This is a genomic window from Aporhodopirellula aestuarii (genome assembly GCF_023701485.1).
In the GTDB taxonomy this organism is placed as follows: domain Bacteria; phylum Planctomycetota; class Planctomycetia; order Pirellulales; family Pirellulaceae; genus Rhodopirellula; species Rhodopirellula aestuarii.
This window is the reverse complement of sequence record NZ_JAMQBK010000065.1, coordinates 39,356-58,772: the sequence shown is the minus strand read 5'-3', so window position 1 is coordinate 58,772 and position 19,417 is coordinate 39,356. Positions and strand designations below refer to the sequence as shown.

The following is a 19,417-nucleotide window of genomic DNA, read 5'->3' as shown; positions in this document are numbered from 1 at the left end:
CATGAAAGCGTTATCGGTGACCATCCTCGCTCGTTCCATCGAGTAAATAAGACTCAGGCCACATCGTCAGGACATCGACCACGCCACCCATGTCAGCCAAAGGATTCCCGCGAACCGATCGCGACCAGATCATCCAACACGACTCGAATGACCGCCACCGTGCACCCAATCCTCACACCTTTCCAACTCGCTCCCCTACGAAATGAACTTTCATGACTGACTTGCAACACAGTTCGACCGACGAACAGACTTCGGTTCGAGAGCTCAAACAAGTCGTCGAACAATTCGTCGACGAACGCAACTGGCACCGCTTCCATACCCCCAAAAACTTGGTGATGTCGCTGGCCATTGAAACCGCGGAATTGATGGAGCACTTCCAGTGGCTTACTGCCGAACAATCGCTCCACGTGATGGACGATCCCGACACGCGGTTGGCCGTCAGTGAAGAGGTTGCCGACTGTCTGGCCTACCTTCTCGCCATGGCAAATAAACTCGACATCGACCTCGCCACGACGCTCCACGCCAAAATGATCCGCAACGCGGTGAAATATCCCGTCGAGGGCAACAAGTTTTCTGGCGAAAACGCTTCCTGAGCGGACCGGTGCCAGCCAACCGGGATTCGATCCCCCGCTAAGATGACCAATCCGCCGCCAGCGGCCCGAATGATCGGAAAACAACCAATCGCCATCCGGCAGCGCCGGACCACCCGTGGCGACATTGACTACCGAAGAACTGGAATTGCGGCAAACGAGACCGCATTGCCAAACATTATGCTGCGAATCGTGTATCGCGTGATCGTTTGCGATACACTAAATGCTCTTCCTAAAACGAAAACTTCCACGTTGTCAGAGGCGGACTGACCACGCGAGAGATGGATCATTCTATGCAATCGCAGTCACAGTCCCAATCGACGGACTCATCCGTGTCGTCTTCTGAATATCCCAAGCTGGAAGGTTATCTAGCCGAAGGTTTTTACGACGAAGTCGTCTGTGCCGACAGCGTCGCCCGCCCTGACGCCGTCGCGTTGGTGGACCTCATCAATCGCCTTCCCGTCGGTGAACTCAATCGCCGGCAACGAGCAATCGAACGCTCGCTGTACCAAATGGGCATCACGTTCACGGTCTACAGCGACGAACAAGGCACTGAGAAAATCATGCCTTTCGACATCATTCCTCGGATCATCTCGGCGTCGGTGTGGTCTGACGTCGAACTGGGATTGAAACAGCGAATTCGGGCGCTGAACCGATTCCTCGATGACGTTTACAACGAACGTCAAATCATCAAAGAAGGGCTTATCCCGGCGCGCATTGTCGATTCTTGCCCGCAATATCTGCCGCAGTGCAAGGGATTAAAACCTCCAGCGGGTGTGTGGTGTCACATCACCGGCACCGACTTGGTTCGTGACAACGAAGGCGCCGTCTTTGTTCTCGAAGACAACCTCCGCTGTCCGTCAGGCGTGTCGTATGTGCTGCAAAACCGCGCGGTCATGAAGAAGAACTTTCCCCGCGCTTTCGCCGATTCGAGCGTTCGCCCCGTCAACGACTATCCCGCCCGGCTCTACCAGATGCTCCGCCGGATGGCTCCCGACTTGCCGAACCCGACCGTGGTCGTTCTGACCCCCGGCGTCTACAACAGCGCCTACTACGAACACTCGTTCCTAGCCCATCAAATGGGCGTCGAACTGGTTGAGGGACGCGACTTGGTTGTCGAAAACGATCACGTTTACATGCTGACGACCGATGGCCGACAACAGGTTGATGTGATTTATCGCCGGGTCGATGACACGTTCCTGGATCCCGAAGTGTTTAACAAGGACTCCGTCCTCGGCGTGCCCGGGTTGATGCGGGCCTATCGCGCCGGCAACGTCGCGTTGGCAAACGCACCGGGAACGGGCGTCGCCGACGACAAAGTCGTGTACGCGTTTGTCCCCGAGATGATTCGGTTCTACCTCGGTGAAGAACCGATCCTCAACAACGTTCCGACCTATCTCTGTGAACGCGAGGAGGACCGGAGTTATGTACTCGCCCACCTAGATGAACTGGTTGTCAAAGCGGCCGGTGAATCTGGCGGATACGGCATCCTGATCGGGCCTCACGCGACGGACGAACAGCGAGCTGAGTTTGCGGAAAAGATACGCGAGAATCCCCGAAACTACGTCGCTCAGCCCACGCTGCAGCTGTCACGCGTCCCGACCATGACCGGCGAAACATTAGAGGGACGTCACGTCGACCTGCGTCCATATATCCTCTGCGAAAGTGCTGACGACGTGTGGGTGCTCCCCGGTGGCCTGACCCGTGTCGCATTGAAAAAAGGCTCACTCGTGGTCAACTCGTCACAAGGCGGTGGCAGTAAAGACACTTGGGTTGTTGCCAGCCCAGGACAGACGGTCGCGCGACCTTAGAACGCCGCCCCTATGGTGGCTGTTCCTTTTTCTCGCAGCAGCGTGTTTCCACACACGGCTCCACACTCCTTTCTCTTTATCTCGAACTTCCAAACATGCTTTCACGTGTTGCCGAATCCGTTTACTGGATGAGCCGCCAGATCGAGCGTGCCGAGAACCTCGCTCGGTTCCTCGAAGTCACCCTCCACCTGATCCTGGATCAACCTGAAAACCTTGTCGATCCGTGGGAACCGTTGGTCCGCGTGACCGGCGATGAGGAGTTCTTCAAGAAGAAATACGGCCATCCCAACCAAGAGAATGTGGTTAACTTTCTCGCATTTGACGAAGAGTATCCCAACTCGATGCTGACGTGCCTCCGTGCGGCTCGTGAAAACGCCCGCGGCGTTCGCGAAAAACTCTCGTCAGAAGCGTTCGAACAAATCAACGAGTTCTACCTTTTCGTCAACGAAGCCTCCCGGAACGAGTCTCTCGATCGCACAAGCCAATTCTTTGACCAGATTCGTCAACAAACGCTGCTCTGGAGCGGTGTGCTCGAGAGCACCATGGCGCAGGACACCGCGTGGCACTTCGCCAACGTCGGACGGATGCTTGAACGCGCCGACAAAACCTCGCGCATCCTCGACGTGAAATACTTCAATTTGCTGCCCTCGGTCGAACACGTCGGTACGGCGGTTGACGACATGCAGTGGTCGGCGCTTCTACTCGCGATCAGTGGCTTCGAAGCCTACCGGCGTGACTACCACGAAGTCTCAATTCCGAATGTCGTCGGATTCTTTTTGTTCAACCGCACCTTCCCCCGTAGCGTCCACCGATGTGTCGCATCGGCCGGTTGGTCACTCGGAGAAATTGATCAAGCGTCGCGGAAACAAACATCGAGTCAGTCGAGCAAAAAAGTCGATGCGTTGAAACACCGTTTGGCATTCACCCAAGTCGAAGAAGTCCTCGCCGGAGGCATGCACGAATTTGTGGATCTCCTACAGCTAGAACTCAATGACATCGGCAACACCCTCGCCGAAGACTATTTCCAAGCCCTGATCCCAGCGTAAGAAAAGCTTCCACGGACGCTGTTGCCTTTCCCCTGATCCACACCTGGTTCCTTTATGACGATTCGCGTCGCGCTGCATCACAAAACTTCCTACAAGTACGACCGCCCTATCATGGTCGGACCACAATTGGTTCGATTGCGACCGGCATATCACGGCCGGACACCGATTCCTGCGTACCAATTGACGGTCAGCCCTGACGAACACTTTGTGAACTGGCAACAGGACCCGTTCGCCAACCCGATCGCCCGATTGGTTTTTGAAAAACCCATCGATCACCTGTGTGTCACCGTCGATCTCGTCGCCGACATGACGGTGATTAACCCGTTCGAATTTTTTGTCGACGATGCGGCTGGCACGTTCCCATTCGAGTATGACGAAGACACCCGCAAACAGCTGTCTGCGTATTTGCAGCCCGGTGAATTAACGCCTGCGCTCAAAGCGTGGATGGAAACCCTGCCACAATCCAACGAGCGAACGATCGACTTCATCGTCGACGTCAATCGTGCAGCACAGAAGCAGATCGACTACAAAATACGACTCGAACCGGGCGTGCAGTCTCCCGAAGAAACGCTCACACTTTGCAGCGGATCCTGTCGCGATTCGGCGTGGATGCTCGTTGAAACGTTTCGACACATGGGCCTCGCCGCGAGATTTGTTTCCGGGTACCTGATCCAACTCGCTGCCGATCAAGAATCGCTCGACGGGCCTTCAGGGCCAACCGAAGACTTCTGCGACCTGCACGCGTGGACCGAGGTTTATCTGCCTGGCGCAGGCTGGGTCGGACTCGACCCGACAAGCGGACTGCTCGCCGGCGAAGGACACATTCCGTTGGCATGCACCCCGATGTATACCGGCGCGGCTCCGATCACGGGCGGACACCAACCATGCGAAGTCACCTTCGAACACGTCATGAAGGTTACCCGCGTTCACGAAGACCCACGGGTAACCAAACCCTACACCGAAAAAGTCTGGAATGAGATCCTCGACTGTGGCGACGAGATCGACAAAAAACTAGAAGAGGGCGACGTCCGCCTGACGATGGGTGGCGAACCGACGTTTGTGTCCATCGACGACATGGACCATCCGCAATGGAACACCGAAGCGGTCGGCGAAGACAAACGCGTCCTCAGCAACGTATTGCTCAAACGCTTCCGCGATAAACTCGCCGAAACGGAGCAAGTCGCCGGCGGCAGTTTGCTGCACTACGGTCAAGGCAAATGGTATCCCGGCGAACAATTGCCGCGTTGGGCGCTGACCTGCCTATGGCGACGCGACGGACAACCAATTTGGAACGATGAAAAATGGTTGGCCGACGAAGGGCGCGACTACAAACACACTCACGAAGACGCACGGCGGTTCATCCGCACGTTATCGAGAGAACTCAACATTAGCGCCAAGATGACCTTCCCGGTCCACGAGGACATCTTTCACTACCTGTGGAAAGAAGACCGACTCCCCGTCGACATCGACCCTGCAGATCCCCGTGTAAAGGATCCTAACGAGCGGGCAATGTTGATGCGGACCTTCGGCAACGGACTCGGCACACCGGTGGGATACGTCTTGCCACTGCGTCGCGCCTGGTGGCAGGCCAAACCGGGATGGATCGGCGGAAAGTGGCCCGTCCGCAGTGAAAAGATCTACCTGATTCCAGGCGAGTCGCCCATCGGTTTGCGATTGCCGTTGGACACCCTGCCATCGGATTCGTTTAGCACGGCGCCCTTCTACTCGACGCCCTTGGACCCGACGATCAGTCACAATCCTTTGCCGGCGCCGTATCGCGGCCCCGATGCAGCGGGCGGTACACCTCGCGGGATGGAAAGCTATGTTGCCGCTCGCCAAGGCGGCACCACCGGCGGCGGTGGACGACTCGGTGGACCGAGCGATTCGGCCGCCGCGGCAGTCAATGAACAAACTCTCGATGACTTCGATGAAGATGATTTGCCAACGCACAATGACATTGTGCACACCGCACTCTGTGTCGAAGCGCGCTTCGGCCGATTACACGTCTTCATGCCGCCCGCTCAACGGCTCGAAGATTATCTCGATCTCGTTTCAGCGGTTGAAGAAACCTGTGCTCTGACCGACCTGCCGGTTGTGATCGAAGGCTACCTTCCTCCACCGGACGAACGCATCGACTACTTCAAAGTCACTCCGGATCCGGGTGTCATCGAAGTCAACACGCAACCATCGTCGACTTGGCGATCGCTGGTCAAATTGACTGAAACGCTCTACGAAGAAGCCCGATTGTCGCGTTTGGGAACCGAGAAATTCGACCTCGACGGACACCACACCGGGACCGGCGGCGGAAACCACGTCGTGATGGGCGGAGCCAAACCGGCTGACAGTCCGTTCATGCGACGTCCTCATCTGCTCGGCAGCTTGATCCGGTTCTGGCACAACCACCCGGCGTTGTCGTATCTGTTCAGCGGCAAGTTCATCGGGCCGACGAGCCAAGCGCCGCGGATGGATGAGGCGCGCAGCGATTCGGTCTACGAAATGGAAATCGCCCTCGCTCAACTGCCGCCTATGGGTGCGGACGTTGCGCCTTGGATCGTTGATCGCCTGTTCCGCGACTTGCTCGTCGATACGACCGGCAACACCCACCGGGCGGAAATTTGCATCGACAAGATGTACTCTCCCGACAGTTCAACGGGACGATTGGGGCTCGTCGAACTGCGTGGATTTGAAATGCCACCGCACGCTCAGATGAGTCTGTCTCAACAACTGTTGATCCGCGCCGTGGTCGCCGCGTTCTGGGATCGGCCGTATGACGAGCCGCTGACACAATGGGGGCCAATGCTCTATGACCGATTCCTGTTGCCGTATTTCGTTTGGAAAGACTTGAAAAAACTGACCGGCGAATTGCACCGCCGGGGCGCACCGGTGAAGGCCGATTGGTATGCCCCGCATCATGAATTCCGCTTCCCGTTGATGGGCGAACTCGTCATCGATGGCGTCCGCATGGAACTTCGCAGCGCGATCGAACCGTGGTACGTCATGGGCGAGGAGCCCGGTTCTGGTGGCACGGCGAGGTTCGTCGATTCGTCGCTCGAACGACTGCAGATTTTGGTCGAAGGCATGGATCCGGGACGATATGCGGTGACCTGTTTCGGCCATCAGGTACCGCTGCATCGAACCGGCGTAACCGGGCAAGCGGTCGCGGGTGTAAAATACCGCGCCTGGCAACCGCCCCGCTGCCTCCACCCGACCATCGGGATTCACACGCCGCTGCAATTTGACTTGGTCGACCTCAAAGCTCGGCGAAGCGTTGGTGGGTGCACCTACCACGCCGTCCATCCGGGTGGGGTGTGCAGCGACAATTTCCCGATCAATGCAAAAGAAGCCGAATCCCGCCGTGCGGCGAGATTTGACGCGTTCACGATGACGGGCGGGGAAATTCAGGTCCCTAAATTGCCCCCCGTTGTGGGATCCGAACCGTACCCGGTTACCATGGATCTGCGTCGGCTCTAAAATGTGGGTTCGCGTATCGGCGTGCTCAAGGCGGGTAGTCGATTAAAGGAAAGGGTAGAACATACCAATATTTACCGTTTCCTTTCGGCATTTTCACAGGAGCCCTGACCACATTGTCGACTACCATCGCAGCCCCCTTGTCGTTGACCAGCTATGAAAAGCTGGCCGGCCGTTTTGACGAATGCCGCGATGCAAATGGCCTCGTGCGCCCTCATTGGGCAACCATTGAGGGCACTCTTAACCGGATCGGGGCCACTGGACTGCACGATCGCTCGATCCAGATCGAACACATCATCCGCGAGAACGGACTGACTTTTCAGGTCGACGCCAAGCAAAAACCGTCCTCCGGTGACGAAAACTTCAATCCCCCCACGGGCGTCAACAACCCGCTCACCACGGGAAATGATGCCTCCGGAGCATCGGGCGGTTTATCCAAAATCACGCCGGTGGATCCTTCACGCCCCTGGCAACTGGCAACCGTGCCCGTCGCCTTCAATCAGAAAGATTGGAGCGTCCTGGCCGCCGGACTGGCCCAGCGGGTCCGTATCCTCGAAGCCGTTCTCGATGATCTTTTGGGGCCGCAAAACCTGATCATCGATCGGATCATCCCTCCCGATCTGGTATGGGGCAACCCACGTTTTTATCGCGCGTACCACAAACTTGGGCGGACCGACAAAACCAACTCGGACGAAGCCACGGCCATGCACAGCCCTGGCAAATCCCATCGACTGCACGTGACCGCGTTTGATGTCGTCCGGGGTGACAACGGCGGTTGGTGGGTGACCGGCGATCGAACACGTGCACCGAGCGGCCTCGGCTATCTCCTGGAAAACCGAATCGTGCTCAGCCGAGCGTTGCCGCACCTGCATCGCCGGGCAAACGTCCGTCGCTTGGCCCCGTTTTTCGAAGCCCTGCGTGGGCATTTCCGCTCGCTCGCTCCACGTGCCCGCGACAACCCGCGGGTCGCATTATTGACGCCTGGCCCCGGCAGCTACCGCGAATTCGAAGACGCCTATTTGGCTCGCTATCTCGGTTACACCCTCGTCCAAGGTCGCGACTTAGCGGTCCGGGGCGAACGTTTGAATCTGAAAACGCTCGGCGGATTGCTTCCCATCGAAGTGTTGTGGCGGCACGTGTCCGATCGGAAATGTGATCCGCTCGAACTCAATCCGTCATCGCTGGAAGGTTGCACCGGGCTGTTGCAAACGATCCGCGGCGGTCACGTTGCCGTCCTCAATGCGATCGGCGCGGCATTGGTCGAAATGCCTGCTTTGCTGCCCTTCTTAGCCGCCTCGGCGAGAAAACTGCTGGGCGAAGAATTGCTGCTTCCCAGCGTCGCAACGTACTGGTGCGGCGACGAAGGCCCCTGTCGATTCGTACTCGAAAACCTCGACAAACTGATCATCCGCAGCGCTTACGCGGTCAACGACGCGAAGCCGTCCATCCCCGAATACATGACGGCCGAGCAGAAGGCCGACTTGGTCAGAGAGATCAAAGCCCAACCGCATCGGTTCGTTGGCCAAGAGCGATTGTCGCACAGCCTGACGCCAGTCTGGGTCGATGGCAAACTCCGCCCCTGGCACTTGACCCTGCGATCGTTCCAATTGCAGACCGCCGACGGAATCGAAGTCCTGCCGGGCGGACTCGCTCGCGTGAGCCCCAAACCAGACCTGCTCGGTCGATCACCGACGAGCGGCCAGATGACCCAAGATTGCTGGGTCGTCAGTGACGAACCGGTCGATCACGAAGCCACCTTACTGTCACCGGAATCGGAATCGATCCGGCTGCGTCGCAGCGGTGCGGAATTGCCCAGTCGCGTGGCCGAGCATTTGTTCTGGCTCGGTCGTTATACCGAACGTTGCGAGTCGATCGCCCGCCTGCTTCGGACCACGCTTACCCGACTCGCCGGCGAAGACGAGTACGACGAATTGTCCGAAATGCCGCGTCTCGTCAAGGCACTCGCAGCGATGGGACAATTGGAACCGGACTACGCGATCGAGGGCCTCGATGGAGCGATGCCGCAACTCGACCTAATGCTTCCGGCGAGCGTTTTTGATTGTGGGACATCACGCGGATTCCAGTCCGCGGCACTGGGTGCGTTGCGAAACGCGTCTGCGGTGCGTGACCGCATTTCGCTCGACGCGTATCGAATCCTGAGAAGCCTGCATAACGAAGTCGTCGTGCAAAGTCGCCCTCGAGGCGCCAACGTGATTGCCGCGATCGAGCGGCTCAACCATTGCGTGACCCTCCTGCTCGCGTTCAGCGGGTTGGCATCGGAAAGCCTCACGCGAACTCACGGTTGGAGATTCGTGTTGCTGGGCCGCCGCATCGAGCGGGCACATCAAACCGCCGAACTCCTCGCCGCGACCATGATATCGCCACTCGAACGCGAGGGCAGTTTGTGCGAAGCAATCCTCGATGCGACTGATAGTTTGATGACGTATCGGTCGCGATACCTGTCGTTGGTTCAACCCGCGCCCACCATCGATTTGCTGGTCACCGATGAATCAAATCCTCGCTCGCTGCGTTTTCAATTACAGGACATCGAACAGGTGTTGCTGGAGTTGCCAACGTCGGCTTCCCAGGTCGGTCTCGGAGCCGACGAACGCATTGCCGCTGATTTAATGCGTCGACTCCTCGTCGCGGATGTCGGTAAACTGACCCGTTGTGAAACAAACCAACAACGCGAAGCTCTCGCGGAGTTACTCGAGAAGATCTGTGTCGGGATGCCCAAACTCGCGAACGCGATCGAAGCCAGGTACCTGATTCACACCTCGGTATCGCAATCGCTGACCGGCGAACCGGCCAAGCCGTTGCCGGAGCCACCTGCTAAGCTTTCCTAGCTGGGGCAAGGCCGAGCCGGGTTGGTACGTTTCAAACGAGACGATCTCTAACCGGGCTTTTGCAGCCGATCGCATTCAAAATATTTAACCGAAAACTCCCGCCTGATGACGCAAACCGCCAATTACCGAATCGTCCACGAGACGTCGTATCGCTATAGCGAGCCGGTGGCGCTGTGCCAAAACCAATTGCGCATGCGGCCACGCAACCAAGCCCACCTGGTCTGCCATTCATGCGAAGTCGAAATTGATCCCGCTCCCGCGTCCATCGATCGACACCCCGATTACTACGGGAACGTCGTCGACTCGTTTGCCATCGAATCTTTGCATCAATTCTTGCGGGTTCGCGTCACCAGCCGGGTCAGCGTTTCGGCGCCCGATGCCGAAAACCTGTCTCGAGCTCCCGCCTGGACTGATCTCATTTCGACCGTTCGCCGGGGCGATTCCCCCGTCGATTGGAAGGCACGCGAATTCGTCTTCGCCTCGCAACGAATCGCACTGAATCAAAAATTTGCCGACTATGCACGTCAGATTATGCAACCTCACGTCAGCATCATCGACGCGGTGGACGCGTTAACGAAGCACATCCACGCCGATTTCCGCTACGACACCCAGGCGACGGACGTCAACACGACGACCGAGGACGCGTTTGTATTGAAGGCGGGCGTCTGCCAAGACTTTGCTCACGTACAAATCGCGTGTCTGCGGAGTCTCGGTTTGCCCACCCGTTATATCAGCGGCTACCTCAGAACGTATCCGCCGGAAGGCAAAGAACGACTCGTCGGCAGTGACGAGTCGCACGCGTGGATCAGCGTTTATTCCGGAGCCGAAATCGGATGGGTCGATTTCGATCCAACCAATGCGGTTCGCACGGGCACGGATCACATTCCCATGTGCATCGGTCGTGACTACGACGACATCAGTCCCATGCGTGGGATCGTGATGGGCGGCGGCAAACCGCTCTTGAGAGTCAGTGTCGACGTGCTGCCTCTGGATTGAGTACAGCACTCGTCGGATTCACGACTTTGGCCATCCCGGCAACTCGAATTTCTTGACGGTGTTTTCCGTGTGCTCGTGGTAGTGCTTCTGCATCTGCACCAACAATGCACGCAGCGAGGGCCAACGGCTGCCCGGTGCTTTGTCGTTCACCGACATGCCGTCGAGCAAGTAAGCAAACCGGCGACAAAACTCACTCGCCCGCTGCATCTGTCGAGCCTCTTCAGCTCCATCCCAATCCGGGTGAGCGAACTGATAGTCAGCCGGCATTTGCTTCGGGTTCAAATTCATCACGGGAATAGACGAATCAATCGCATGATAAATTTGTGAGAAGAACTGCAACTGCCGTCCCATCATGTGCTCAACGTTCCATCGTGGAGTATGCGTTCCATTGGCCGGCTTGAAATTCAATTGCTCAACAGAGAGCTCTGCAAACACTTGTTGCGATTCGCTGCATGCCTGTTCCATCTTTCCAAACAACACCGCGAGTTCGTCAGGCATTTCCCACGGTGTTTGACTGATCAGTACAGTTTTCGGCTCCCGATTTGGTGCCTCCGAAGCTGACACCGCAAATGTGTTCGCCGCCGCGCGTTTCGAAGCGTCCGTTTCATCGGCAGGGATTGCCAACGGCAGCACAAACTGCGGACGCCATGAGCGCACGAGTATTTTGATCCGATCGCTGGCAAGCTGTCCCACCGCAATGTTGCTCAGCACCAAGACATCAACGTTTTGTTTATCGGCTTTCGTCGCCATAAAGGTCCCCGTTCCGTCACCCGACACAACAATCACACGCACGCCGTCGACGTCGATTCGGATCGTGTGATCATCGATCGTCCGAACCTCGATCGCGTTCGGATCCCATTTGGAAGCCTCGCCAACGGGACTCCACTGCACATCGGCCTGGTTGGGCAAACGCGACAGCACATGGTTCAGTCGATCCCCACCCACCGCGAGAATCTGACCTACGTCATCAGGCACAACCAACTCGTCGCTGGTCGATGGTTTGACCGCGAGCCCAAGGCCCCACTGAGTTTCGATCGAAACCACTCCGCCTGGCCACGATCGCACCGCGATCGGATCACCCTCGGCAGCAGACAATCCCGAGGCGACCAACAGACAAAGAAGTGGACAGAAGAGCAGCGATTTCATGGTCATGCGATTGCCAAACGGTTGTTACGGGCAGAACGGGCGTGAGATCCCCGGGAAGAGTCTACCTACGACCCTCTACCGTTGAAACCGCTTCCCAAGCCGACACCGTACCCTTTGCGATGCGTGCCATCTGTACGCCCACCACGAGAATCCGCGTCAGGCAAATCAGGGAATCCGCAAGAGTCGCTTTCCGAGCATCATCACCGCGAGGTATGCGACCAAGTAGGCACCGAGCCAACCAAAGTCCCACGCCGGTCCACCCAGAGTGGCGAGCGGTGTCCAAAAGAGTTGTTGGGTCAGCGGTCGCGGGTGAATCACCTCAAGCGAAACAATGCCACTCCCATCGGGAGTGACGATCTCAGTGTGCATCGGCGGATGAGTGTCCCCAAATGTGATCGGTATCTCCAGCGGTTCCTCCAAGGTCGGCGGATACAAGCGAACGAGGTGACGACCGACGGCATCATCGGGCACCTTCAAACGCCAACTGATTTTCTGTGGCGGAATCCCTTCTCGCAAAAAAGCGTTGAGCGAACCGACGAGGGCCTCGCGGGCGTGGTCACCGGCCGCTTGGATTTCCCACGGATACTCAACCAGATCGCTGCTTTGCCATTCTCGGCGAAGTTCTTCGAGTTCATGACGGATGGCCGGGAGCGTGCGTTCGGCCGGGACACCCGTTTCCAGAGCAAGCGTCGTGGGAACTTCGAGCTTAACGGCCCGCGTGGTATCGCCATCAATTTCCGCCACAATGCTCACACCACGACCGGGATCCGGATTCCACACCGCCGGATCGACCCGCTCGGGAAACCAGAGAAACACAATCATCATCGGTCCGAGCACAAAGGCCAGCGGCACCATCGAGGCTCGCAGCACACGTCCACTGACCGGTTTGACAGCGTCCATCATCGCGGCGCGACGAGCACTATCAGCAGGCAGTTTGGTAGCCGCCCGACGCAGCGCCGCTGAACGACGTTTCGCTTCAAAGAGTCGTGCGTTGTCGGTGAGAATACGCTGGGCGACGAGCAAGAACGCCGAGAACAGACCACCAACCAAAGCCACCGTACCAACCATACCGATGCTTCGCACCAGTGGCCACAAGAACCAATCGATCAATGCAAAGGAGGGTTCTTTCACCCAGGACGCCGGTAACAAATAGAACCCGGCGAGGAACACGCCCCATCCACACGCGGCGACAATCGCGAGCTGATTTGCACCGGTTTCACGAGGCCCAACCGGAGGCGGCAGCATCGTGCGTTCGATCTCGATACTTTCCGCATCGTCGGTTTTGGCACCAATCGACTCAGACGACGAACGAGCCACCCGTCCTTGATTGGCGTCAATGCTGATCATCTCACCATCGGCCAATAGCTTGGTCGCGTCGTCGAGCACGACCGCGGGCAATCCGAGTTCACGAGCCACAATGGCGCCGTGAGAAAGCGTGCCACCTCGCTCCAACACAAGACCGGCGGCGTTCGCAAAAAGTGGAGTCCAAGAAGGGTCGGTGCTGGGACAAACGAGAATGTACCCGGCGCCAAGATTCAACGCTTTCTCGGGAGACAGCACGACTCGAACAGGACCGCTCGCTGTGCCGCTGGACACGGGATGCGACGGCCATTGTTCGGCATCGACGGCAACCTCATGCTGACCGATCGTTTCAATATCCTGGGCCTCGATCACACGTGGCGTGTGCAATCGGGCGGCAGCCTGTCGCTCTGCTCGTCTTTTTGCAACTTGATCCTCGGGAAGATAACCACCACGCAACGCGTCGCTCATTTCGTGGACGGTCAAGTAGAAAACGTCGTCACCGATGCCGAGCCGACGGCCGCATTCGAGTGCAGTTTCGCGAAGCACGGCATACGCTCGCATCAAGTGATACTTACCATCTTCGCGGAAGCGAATGTATCGCTGCAGCAGTCGCACGTGTGTTTCCAACTGCGCCGCATGCTGGAGTGACAACAGCTTCTTCAACCGTGCGAGCGTCGCTTCCGCATCGGCAACCCTCGCGCGGTGCTTCTCTGCCGGATCCGAACTATTCCCTAATTGCTCGGCCATCCGCAGCACGTCGTCGGGTCGTTCACGCCATCGGGGTGTCGCGAGGTCAAACTCACCAGGGCCGCGATGCCCGTGGTCGGCAAGCCAATCATCCAGTGACCGACTCCCCAACGCGAGCTCACGAAGTGCCGCGTTGGCGAGTGACGTTTGGTCGGGTTGCGGACTGACGCTCAGTACGTGCACGAGTTCATCGGGGTCCTCATCCCAAAAGTGACCGGCGAGAAACCCCCGCAGTTCCGCCACAGCGAGAGCTTCGATCATGCTAGGCAGAAACGCGTCCGCCCCAAATTCATCCATCACCTTCTTTTCACGCTTGGTCCACAATTCGACCAAATTCTCATTGTCCAAACATGAAAGATCGCGTGCGGCCTCTCGCTGCAACCAGCCATCGATTGCCGGGACAAAGACGCCATCGAAACGATGGTCGAGCGTTTCGGCTTCGCGGCGAAGCGTGTTGGTAACCTCGCTCGCTTTCCGTGCCGCCATCCCCTGCGTTCTTACGCCGCCTCGTGGAACCGTCGGCGGTTCTTGAGCGGCGTCAGGGTTCTCTCGCAACCGTTTCGGATCGTACTCAAACGGATAGTCTGCGAAGAACATTTCTGGCATACGCGAACAATCCATGTAGATGCCGTTGCCTATCCGTTCGAGGCAACCGTCTTTTGCGACGACGTCGGATGGTTCGAACCCGACACGACGATACATTTCTCCAAAGCCACCATCACCGGACATGAACCGGCGAACGACATCCCAGCTCAACGGGGTCGGATTCACGAGCGTTTCATCGAGGTTGTGACGCACCCAAGGCCCCCGCCCGTCTGCGACTTCGTTACCGAGATGTTCAATCGTATTCGCAAGCAATGACTGATAGGCCGCCGCATCGTCGAGCGTTGTGATCGCGCGAGACTGCAACAAATGCACTTGTCCCTCATCATCGATTGCCCATTCGATGTCTTGCGGATGGTCAAAATGGCGTGCCGCTCGACGTCCCAAATCACACAGCATTCGAATCGCTGGAAACGTCAGACAGGCGTGTCGCCTTAGACCATCCGGCGTTGACTCATTCTCCGTCGCCCCCGGCAACAACCGCACCGTCTTATCAGCCACCGTGTACTGCAGCACTTCACAAGGATCAATCGCGACACGGACAATGTCCGGTTGAACTTCTCCCGAGACGACTGACTCTCCCAATCCCCACGATGCTTCCATCAGCATCTCGCTCGACGAGCCCGTTCGCGGATTGGTGGTGAACAAGACGCCGGCGACCGCGGCGGGTACGAGCTTTTGCACCACCACCGCCATGGCCACACCCGATGGATCGATCCCTTGTTCACTCAAATACGCGGCAACTCGATCGCTGCCGATACTCTCCCAACATCGGACAACCGCATCCACGACGCTGTCAGCGGTCGCCAAATTCAAGAACGTGTCGTACTGTCCCGCCATCGATGCGCCAGCCAAATCCTCAGCCGTGGCCGACGAACGAGCCGCCACGAGATCACTCTCTAGCGAATGGTGGGCCTCGCGAATTTGGGCGACGATATCATCGCGTCGATCCTGCCTCGCCAAATACGCCGCCGTCGTCACGACAAAGCCATCTGGGACCGGCAATCCCGCGCGAATCATCGCCGCGAGATTAACGGCTTTGCCACCCACGAGTGCCGCGTTGGTTGCGTCGGCGAGCGGAACGATCAGTGGCGAGTTGAAATCACTCACTTTGCCAAGCCTCCCGCATACGCGCGCAGTCCGCCCGTTTCACTGCCCACGAAAAGACGTCCATCGACCACCAGCGGAGAACTGATGCTGAGTCCTTGCGACCCTGGTTTCTCTTCGGAGTTGATGTAGAGGTTCTCGATTTCCTCACCGGTCTCCAAGTTGAACCTCGCGAGGTACCCGTCTTGGCTTACCGCGAACACTTCGCGATCCGTCACCGAAGGCGCCGCGAGCACCGGTGCCACGCCGCTGATCCGGGACGCCCAAACCGGCTTGCCTCCGTCGGGATCGAGAGCCATCACTTCACCATTGGCAACGCCGCAAACGAGATACTTGCCCGCCGCAACGGCGCCGAGCACCGCGTCTGGCATCTCCGATTGCCAAACGACTTCACCTGTTTTCGAATCGAGAGCCATCACGACGCCCGCCGGATTGGGATCACGATAAACAAAGTCACCGTTACCACCGCCGGCAATCACCAAATCACCATGCAAGGTGATCGCACCGGTGATCGGATAGGGTGTCGGCGTCCTCCATAGTTCGCGTGCGTCCGCCGCGACGTTCGGGTCCGTACTCAGAGCAACGATCGCCTTCCCGTTAAACCCGCTACCGATATAGAGCACCCCGTCACTGACAACAGGCGAACTTTCGGGGTCCGCAACATCGTGTTGCCATAACTGCTCACCGTCAGATAGCCGAGCAGCGAGCACATAACCAGAATGACTGAGCGCCTTGTGGGACGCAGGGTCCTCGATCGCGCCGGCACCGATATAAACCGTATCGCCATCAATCACCGGCGAACTCTCCAAGTGCAGTGTCGTCGGCAACGTCCAGTGCACGCGTCCCGCCTCGGTGTCCACGCAGATCAACGTGCAATGACTGTCCGGATGCAGCCCCTGACCGATGACGAGATAACGTCCATCAGCGCTAATCGCGGGCGAACTGAAGAAACCTTTGAAGTCAACGTCGCCGTCCCGATCGAGCGACCAAATCTGCTTGCCGGATTTCGCATCGAGACAGAAGATCGCACCATAAGTATCCGGCGGATCGAGCAAACACGAAGCACCATAAACACGATCACCGTAAACCGCCGCGCTCGACAGAATCATCGCCTCGGTGTCTTCGCTTTCCACGCCCGACTCATCAATCCAGGTCGGATAGTGGTGCCAGACTCGTTGCAATCCGACTGGCGGCACGTCACCGAGCACGCCCAAACGTTGATTTCCACCACGGAAAATGAATGCGGTCTCTTTTTCCAGATCACCACCGAGCTCCCCCCCAGATTTCGTCGCTACAAACGCTGTCGGAGTCGTCTCTCGTGTGGCATCCGCCATCGCCAATCGCTCCCTCGCCGCGATGCGTTCCAACGCGACGCGAGTCCAGTCGACGTACACGGCACCACCGCCAGCGTTATTCGTGCCGCTTGCGGGCGTCCGTGCGACGTCCCCCCGACGACCGGCCGGCGCGGCGTCCGAGGCTCCTCCGCCAGTTGGCCAAAACATCAACAACGCACCGAAAGCTCCGGCGAGCCCCATCACCACGATTGGCACCAAAGGCTTCTCGCGACAAACACGCATCAGCTCGCGCGGCTTGAACAGTAAGGCGACAAACGTTGTGATTGCAGCCAGTATCACAGGGAACAACGCAGCCCCCGCGTTGACCACCACCGGCACTACCGCGAGCGGCCCGTGCGGACAGGTAAACGTCTCAACAAAATTAAAACTCATCATCTGGACCAACTTCACCGCGGTCAACAACCACGACATTATGGGGACTTGAAGAAAGGTCAACCTCAGCTGTTCGCGTGAGGCCATCCGAATAAAGAACAGTTGCTTTGCATCGGCCGTCGACCGGCATCCGCACCGAGATCACCGCGTTGGCCGCGCTACACGATCCCGCCGAAACGTTGTTCGTCAAATCGCGGCGAGCGACAAGCCGTCCGGAAGCGTCATGCAACATCACCCTCGCGTTGACGATCCCTTTGGAACCGAGCACATGCACGGTCAATAGCTTCACGTTCTCGATCGCGGCAATCTCCGGTGCAGGGTGCGCCACCGGTGCTCGCGCCGCGAGCGTGTCGTTAAAGATCAGCGTCAGATGCCCGTGAGCGTTTCCGACAACGAGATCAGGTGCCCCGTCGTTGTTTAAATCGCCCGCCGCACACGCCAAACCTCCCAATTCACTGGACGGCCCGTCGAACATGTGTTCGTAGTGTTTGTGAGTCGTACCGAGCATGAACGAACCGTAGCCACGATTAACGATATAACGGTTGTGGCCGTTCTCAGCACTGCTGATCGTGAAGAAATCGACGTGCCCATCGCAATTCAAATCTTCGGCGATCGTCGCCAAGTGAGCTTGCGAACCTTCGCTGATTTCATTGCCCCATCGTGTCACGTCGACCGGAACACCGTCCTGATTGGCGACGACGATCCAGCCATCTTCGAGCGGCACGACAAGATCCATGTGTTCGGGTGAAAACAGCGGCAGGAACACCCCCGCTCCCGTTTCGCCCACGTTTCCGGTGGCGCTGGACGTGAATTTGAAATCAATCTCATGCGCAACCGGTTCAAAAACGCCCGCCTCGTTTTGAACCAAAAAGTAACCAAGCTCGGATGCATAAAACAAGTCTGTCCGCATGTCATCGTTCCAATGCCCTGGGGAGACAAAACCATTTCCGCCGCCGCCACATTCCGCTCGGTCGAGCCCCAACGATGCGGTCGCATCCGTAAAACTGCCGCCCGCTTCGCCGGGATTCAAGAACGCTCGCAAGCCACCTCCCACAACGCTCATCACGATGTCGGGATAACCGTCGCCATTGAGTTCAACGAACGCAGATGTCTTGAGCGAGGCCGAGAACTCGCTGGCACCGGACAGTGCGTGATCATTCTTAACGAACGACAATCGCCCGTTCGCAAATCTTCCGTTGTAGATCGTCGTTCCCAATAAAAGGTCTGTCAGGCCATCGCCGTTGATATCAGCCGCTCCACAACCAAGCGATGAAGCTCCACTCAGCCCGAGAGCCTCCGTTGCGTCAGCGAACTTCTGATCGTCGCCCTGCATGAAGACGGAAACCGACCCCGCACACGCGACCACGTCGAGATCACCATCGCCATCGAGATCATAAGCGGCAACACCCGTCACCGGTGCCTCAAACTGCTTTAGCAACCGATCGGTTTGAAATCTTGCATAACCTTTGCGAGGAAAGAAATCGCGTCCAGCGGCAATGTCTTCAACGAGAGCCGCAAGTTGCCTGCTCGACCCGTTCCACGTTCCCGCCAATGTGCTGATTGCGGCGCCGTCGAGCCCCACCATTGCCGCACCGCTCTTGTCGAGCGACCATGAACCCGGCTCACTCATCTGACCAAGATAGAAACTGTTGGCGTATAGCATCAGATCCTTTGGTCCACGGCGGCGTCCCGCGAACGCAACGACTTTGTCGCCCACAACGATGTCGCCTTCCGCCATTGCCGCTGCTGCCGCCCCTTTCATCGACCCGGTGAAATTCAACATCACCTCGGCATCTTCAATCAACTTGCCCTTCAACGAACGACTGATTTTGCATTGCGCCGTCCCCGCGTCAGGGTCAACAGCGAGGATGTCGAGAATGCAAACCGTGGTGTAACGAGAGTGAAAAAGATCAGCGGGCTGGAGCCCCGCGTTAATCACCGCGTGCGAGACGGTGGGCAACACCGCCGACGCCATCGCCAACAGGATCAAAACGGACAGCGTCAAACGAGAATTCATGAGTAAACCAT

Annotated in this window: 11 protein-coding genes; 6 read left to right on the top strand and 5 right to left on the bottom strand. The window is 57.8% G+C overall.

Features of this window, described 5'->3' with window-relative positions; all coding sequences use genetic code 11:
• Positions 1-10: 10 nt before the first annotated feature.
• Positions 11-133 carry a hypothetical protein gene (locus tag NB063_RS32330; RefSeq protein ID WP_261367565.1) on the bottom strand — a complete coding sequence of 41 codons (123 nt, stop codon included), beginning with the start codon at positions 131-133 and terminating at the stop codon, positions 11-13.
• Positions 134-212: 79 nt separating this feature from the next.
• Between NB063_RS32330 and NB063_RS24270 the strand changes: the two genes are divergently transcribed.
• The 6 genes from NB063_RS24270 (at position 213) to NB063_RS24245 (ending at position 10,757) form a co-directional block, all read left to right on the top strand.
• A complete protein-coding gene (locus NB063_RS24270) occupies positions 213-593 on the top strand; it encodes a nucleotide pyrophosphohydrolase (protein WP_250931608.1) in 381 nt (126 codons plus the stop codon).
• A 278-nt stretch (positions 594-871) separates the two neighbouring features.
• Complete coding sequence (locus tag NB063_RS24265) at positions 872-2,401, top strand: circularly permuted type 2 ATP-grasp protein (RefSeq protein WP_250931606.1); 1,530 nt, start codon at positions 872-874, stop codon at positions 2,399-2,401.
• Between the two features lie 95 nt (positions 2,402-2,496).
• On the top strand, positions 2,497-3,447 hold the full coding sequence (locus NB063_RS24260; protein ID WP_250931587.1) for an alpha-E domain-containing protein: 951 nt from the start codon (positions 2,497-2,499) through the stop codon (positions 3,445-3,447).
• Positions 3,448-3,501: 54 nt separating this feature from the next.
• Positions 3,502-6,918, top strand: a complete 3,417-nt coding sequence (locus NB063_RS24255; RefSeq protein ID WP_250931585.1) for a transglutaminase family protein — start codon at positions 3,502-3,504, stop codon at positions 6,916-6,918.
• Between the two features lie 113 nt (positions 6,919-7,031).
• Positions 7,032-9,761 (top strand): circularly permuted type 2 ATP-grasp protein, encoded by a 2,730-nt coding sequence (locus NB063_RS24250; protein ID WP_250931584.1) that lies wholly within the window; start codon positions 7,032-7,034, stop codon positions 9,759-9,761.
• A 105-nt stretch (positions 9,762-9,866) separates the two neighbouring features.
• Positions 9,867-10,757 (top strand): transglutaminase family protein, encoded by an 891-nt coding sequence (locus NB063_RS24245; protein WP_250931582.1) that lies wholly within the window; start codon positions 9,867-9,869, stop codon positions 10,755-10,757.
• 18 nt (positions 10,758-10,775) lie between these two features.
• On the opposite strand, the gene NB063_RS24240 is transcribed toward NB063_RS24245, so the two are convergent.
• The 4 genes from NB063_RS24240 to NB063_RS24225 all read right to left on the bottom strand — a co-directional run bounded on the left by NB063_RS24240 (position 10,776) and on the right by NB063_RS24225 (position 19,406).
• Positions 10,776-11,903 carry a DinB family protein gene (locus NB063_RS24240; RefSeq protein WP_250931581.1) on the bottom strand — a complete coding sequence of 376 codons (1,128 nt, stop codon included), beginning with the start codon at positions 11,901-11,903 and terminating at the stop codon, positions 10,776-10,778.
• A gap of 165 nt (positions 11,904-12,068) precedes the next feature.
• Positions 12,069-15,665, bottom strand: a complete 3,597-nt coding sequence (locus tag NB063_RS24235; protein ID WP_250931579.1) for a PEP/pyruvate-binding domain-containing protein — start codon at positions 15,663-15,665, stop codon at positions 12,069-12,071.
• A complete protein-coding gene (locus NB063_RS24230; protein ID WP_250931577.1) occupies positions 15,662-17,428 on the bottom strand; it encodes an outer membrane protein assembly factor BamB family protein in 1,767 nt (588 codons plus the stop codon). Before NB063_RS24230 ends, NB063_RS24235 begins: the two co-directional genes overlap by 4 nt.
• A complete protein-coding gene (locus NB063_RS24225; protein ID WP_250931575.1) occupies positions 17,379-19,406 on the bottom strand; it encodes an FG-GAP repeat domain-containing protein in 2,028 nt (675 codons plus the stop codon). Before NB063_RS24225 ends, NB063_RS24230 begins: the two co-directional genes overlap by 50 nt.
• Positions 19,407-19,417: the final 11 nt, after the last annotated feature.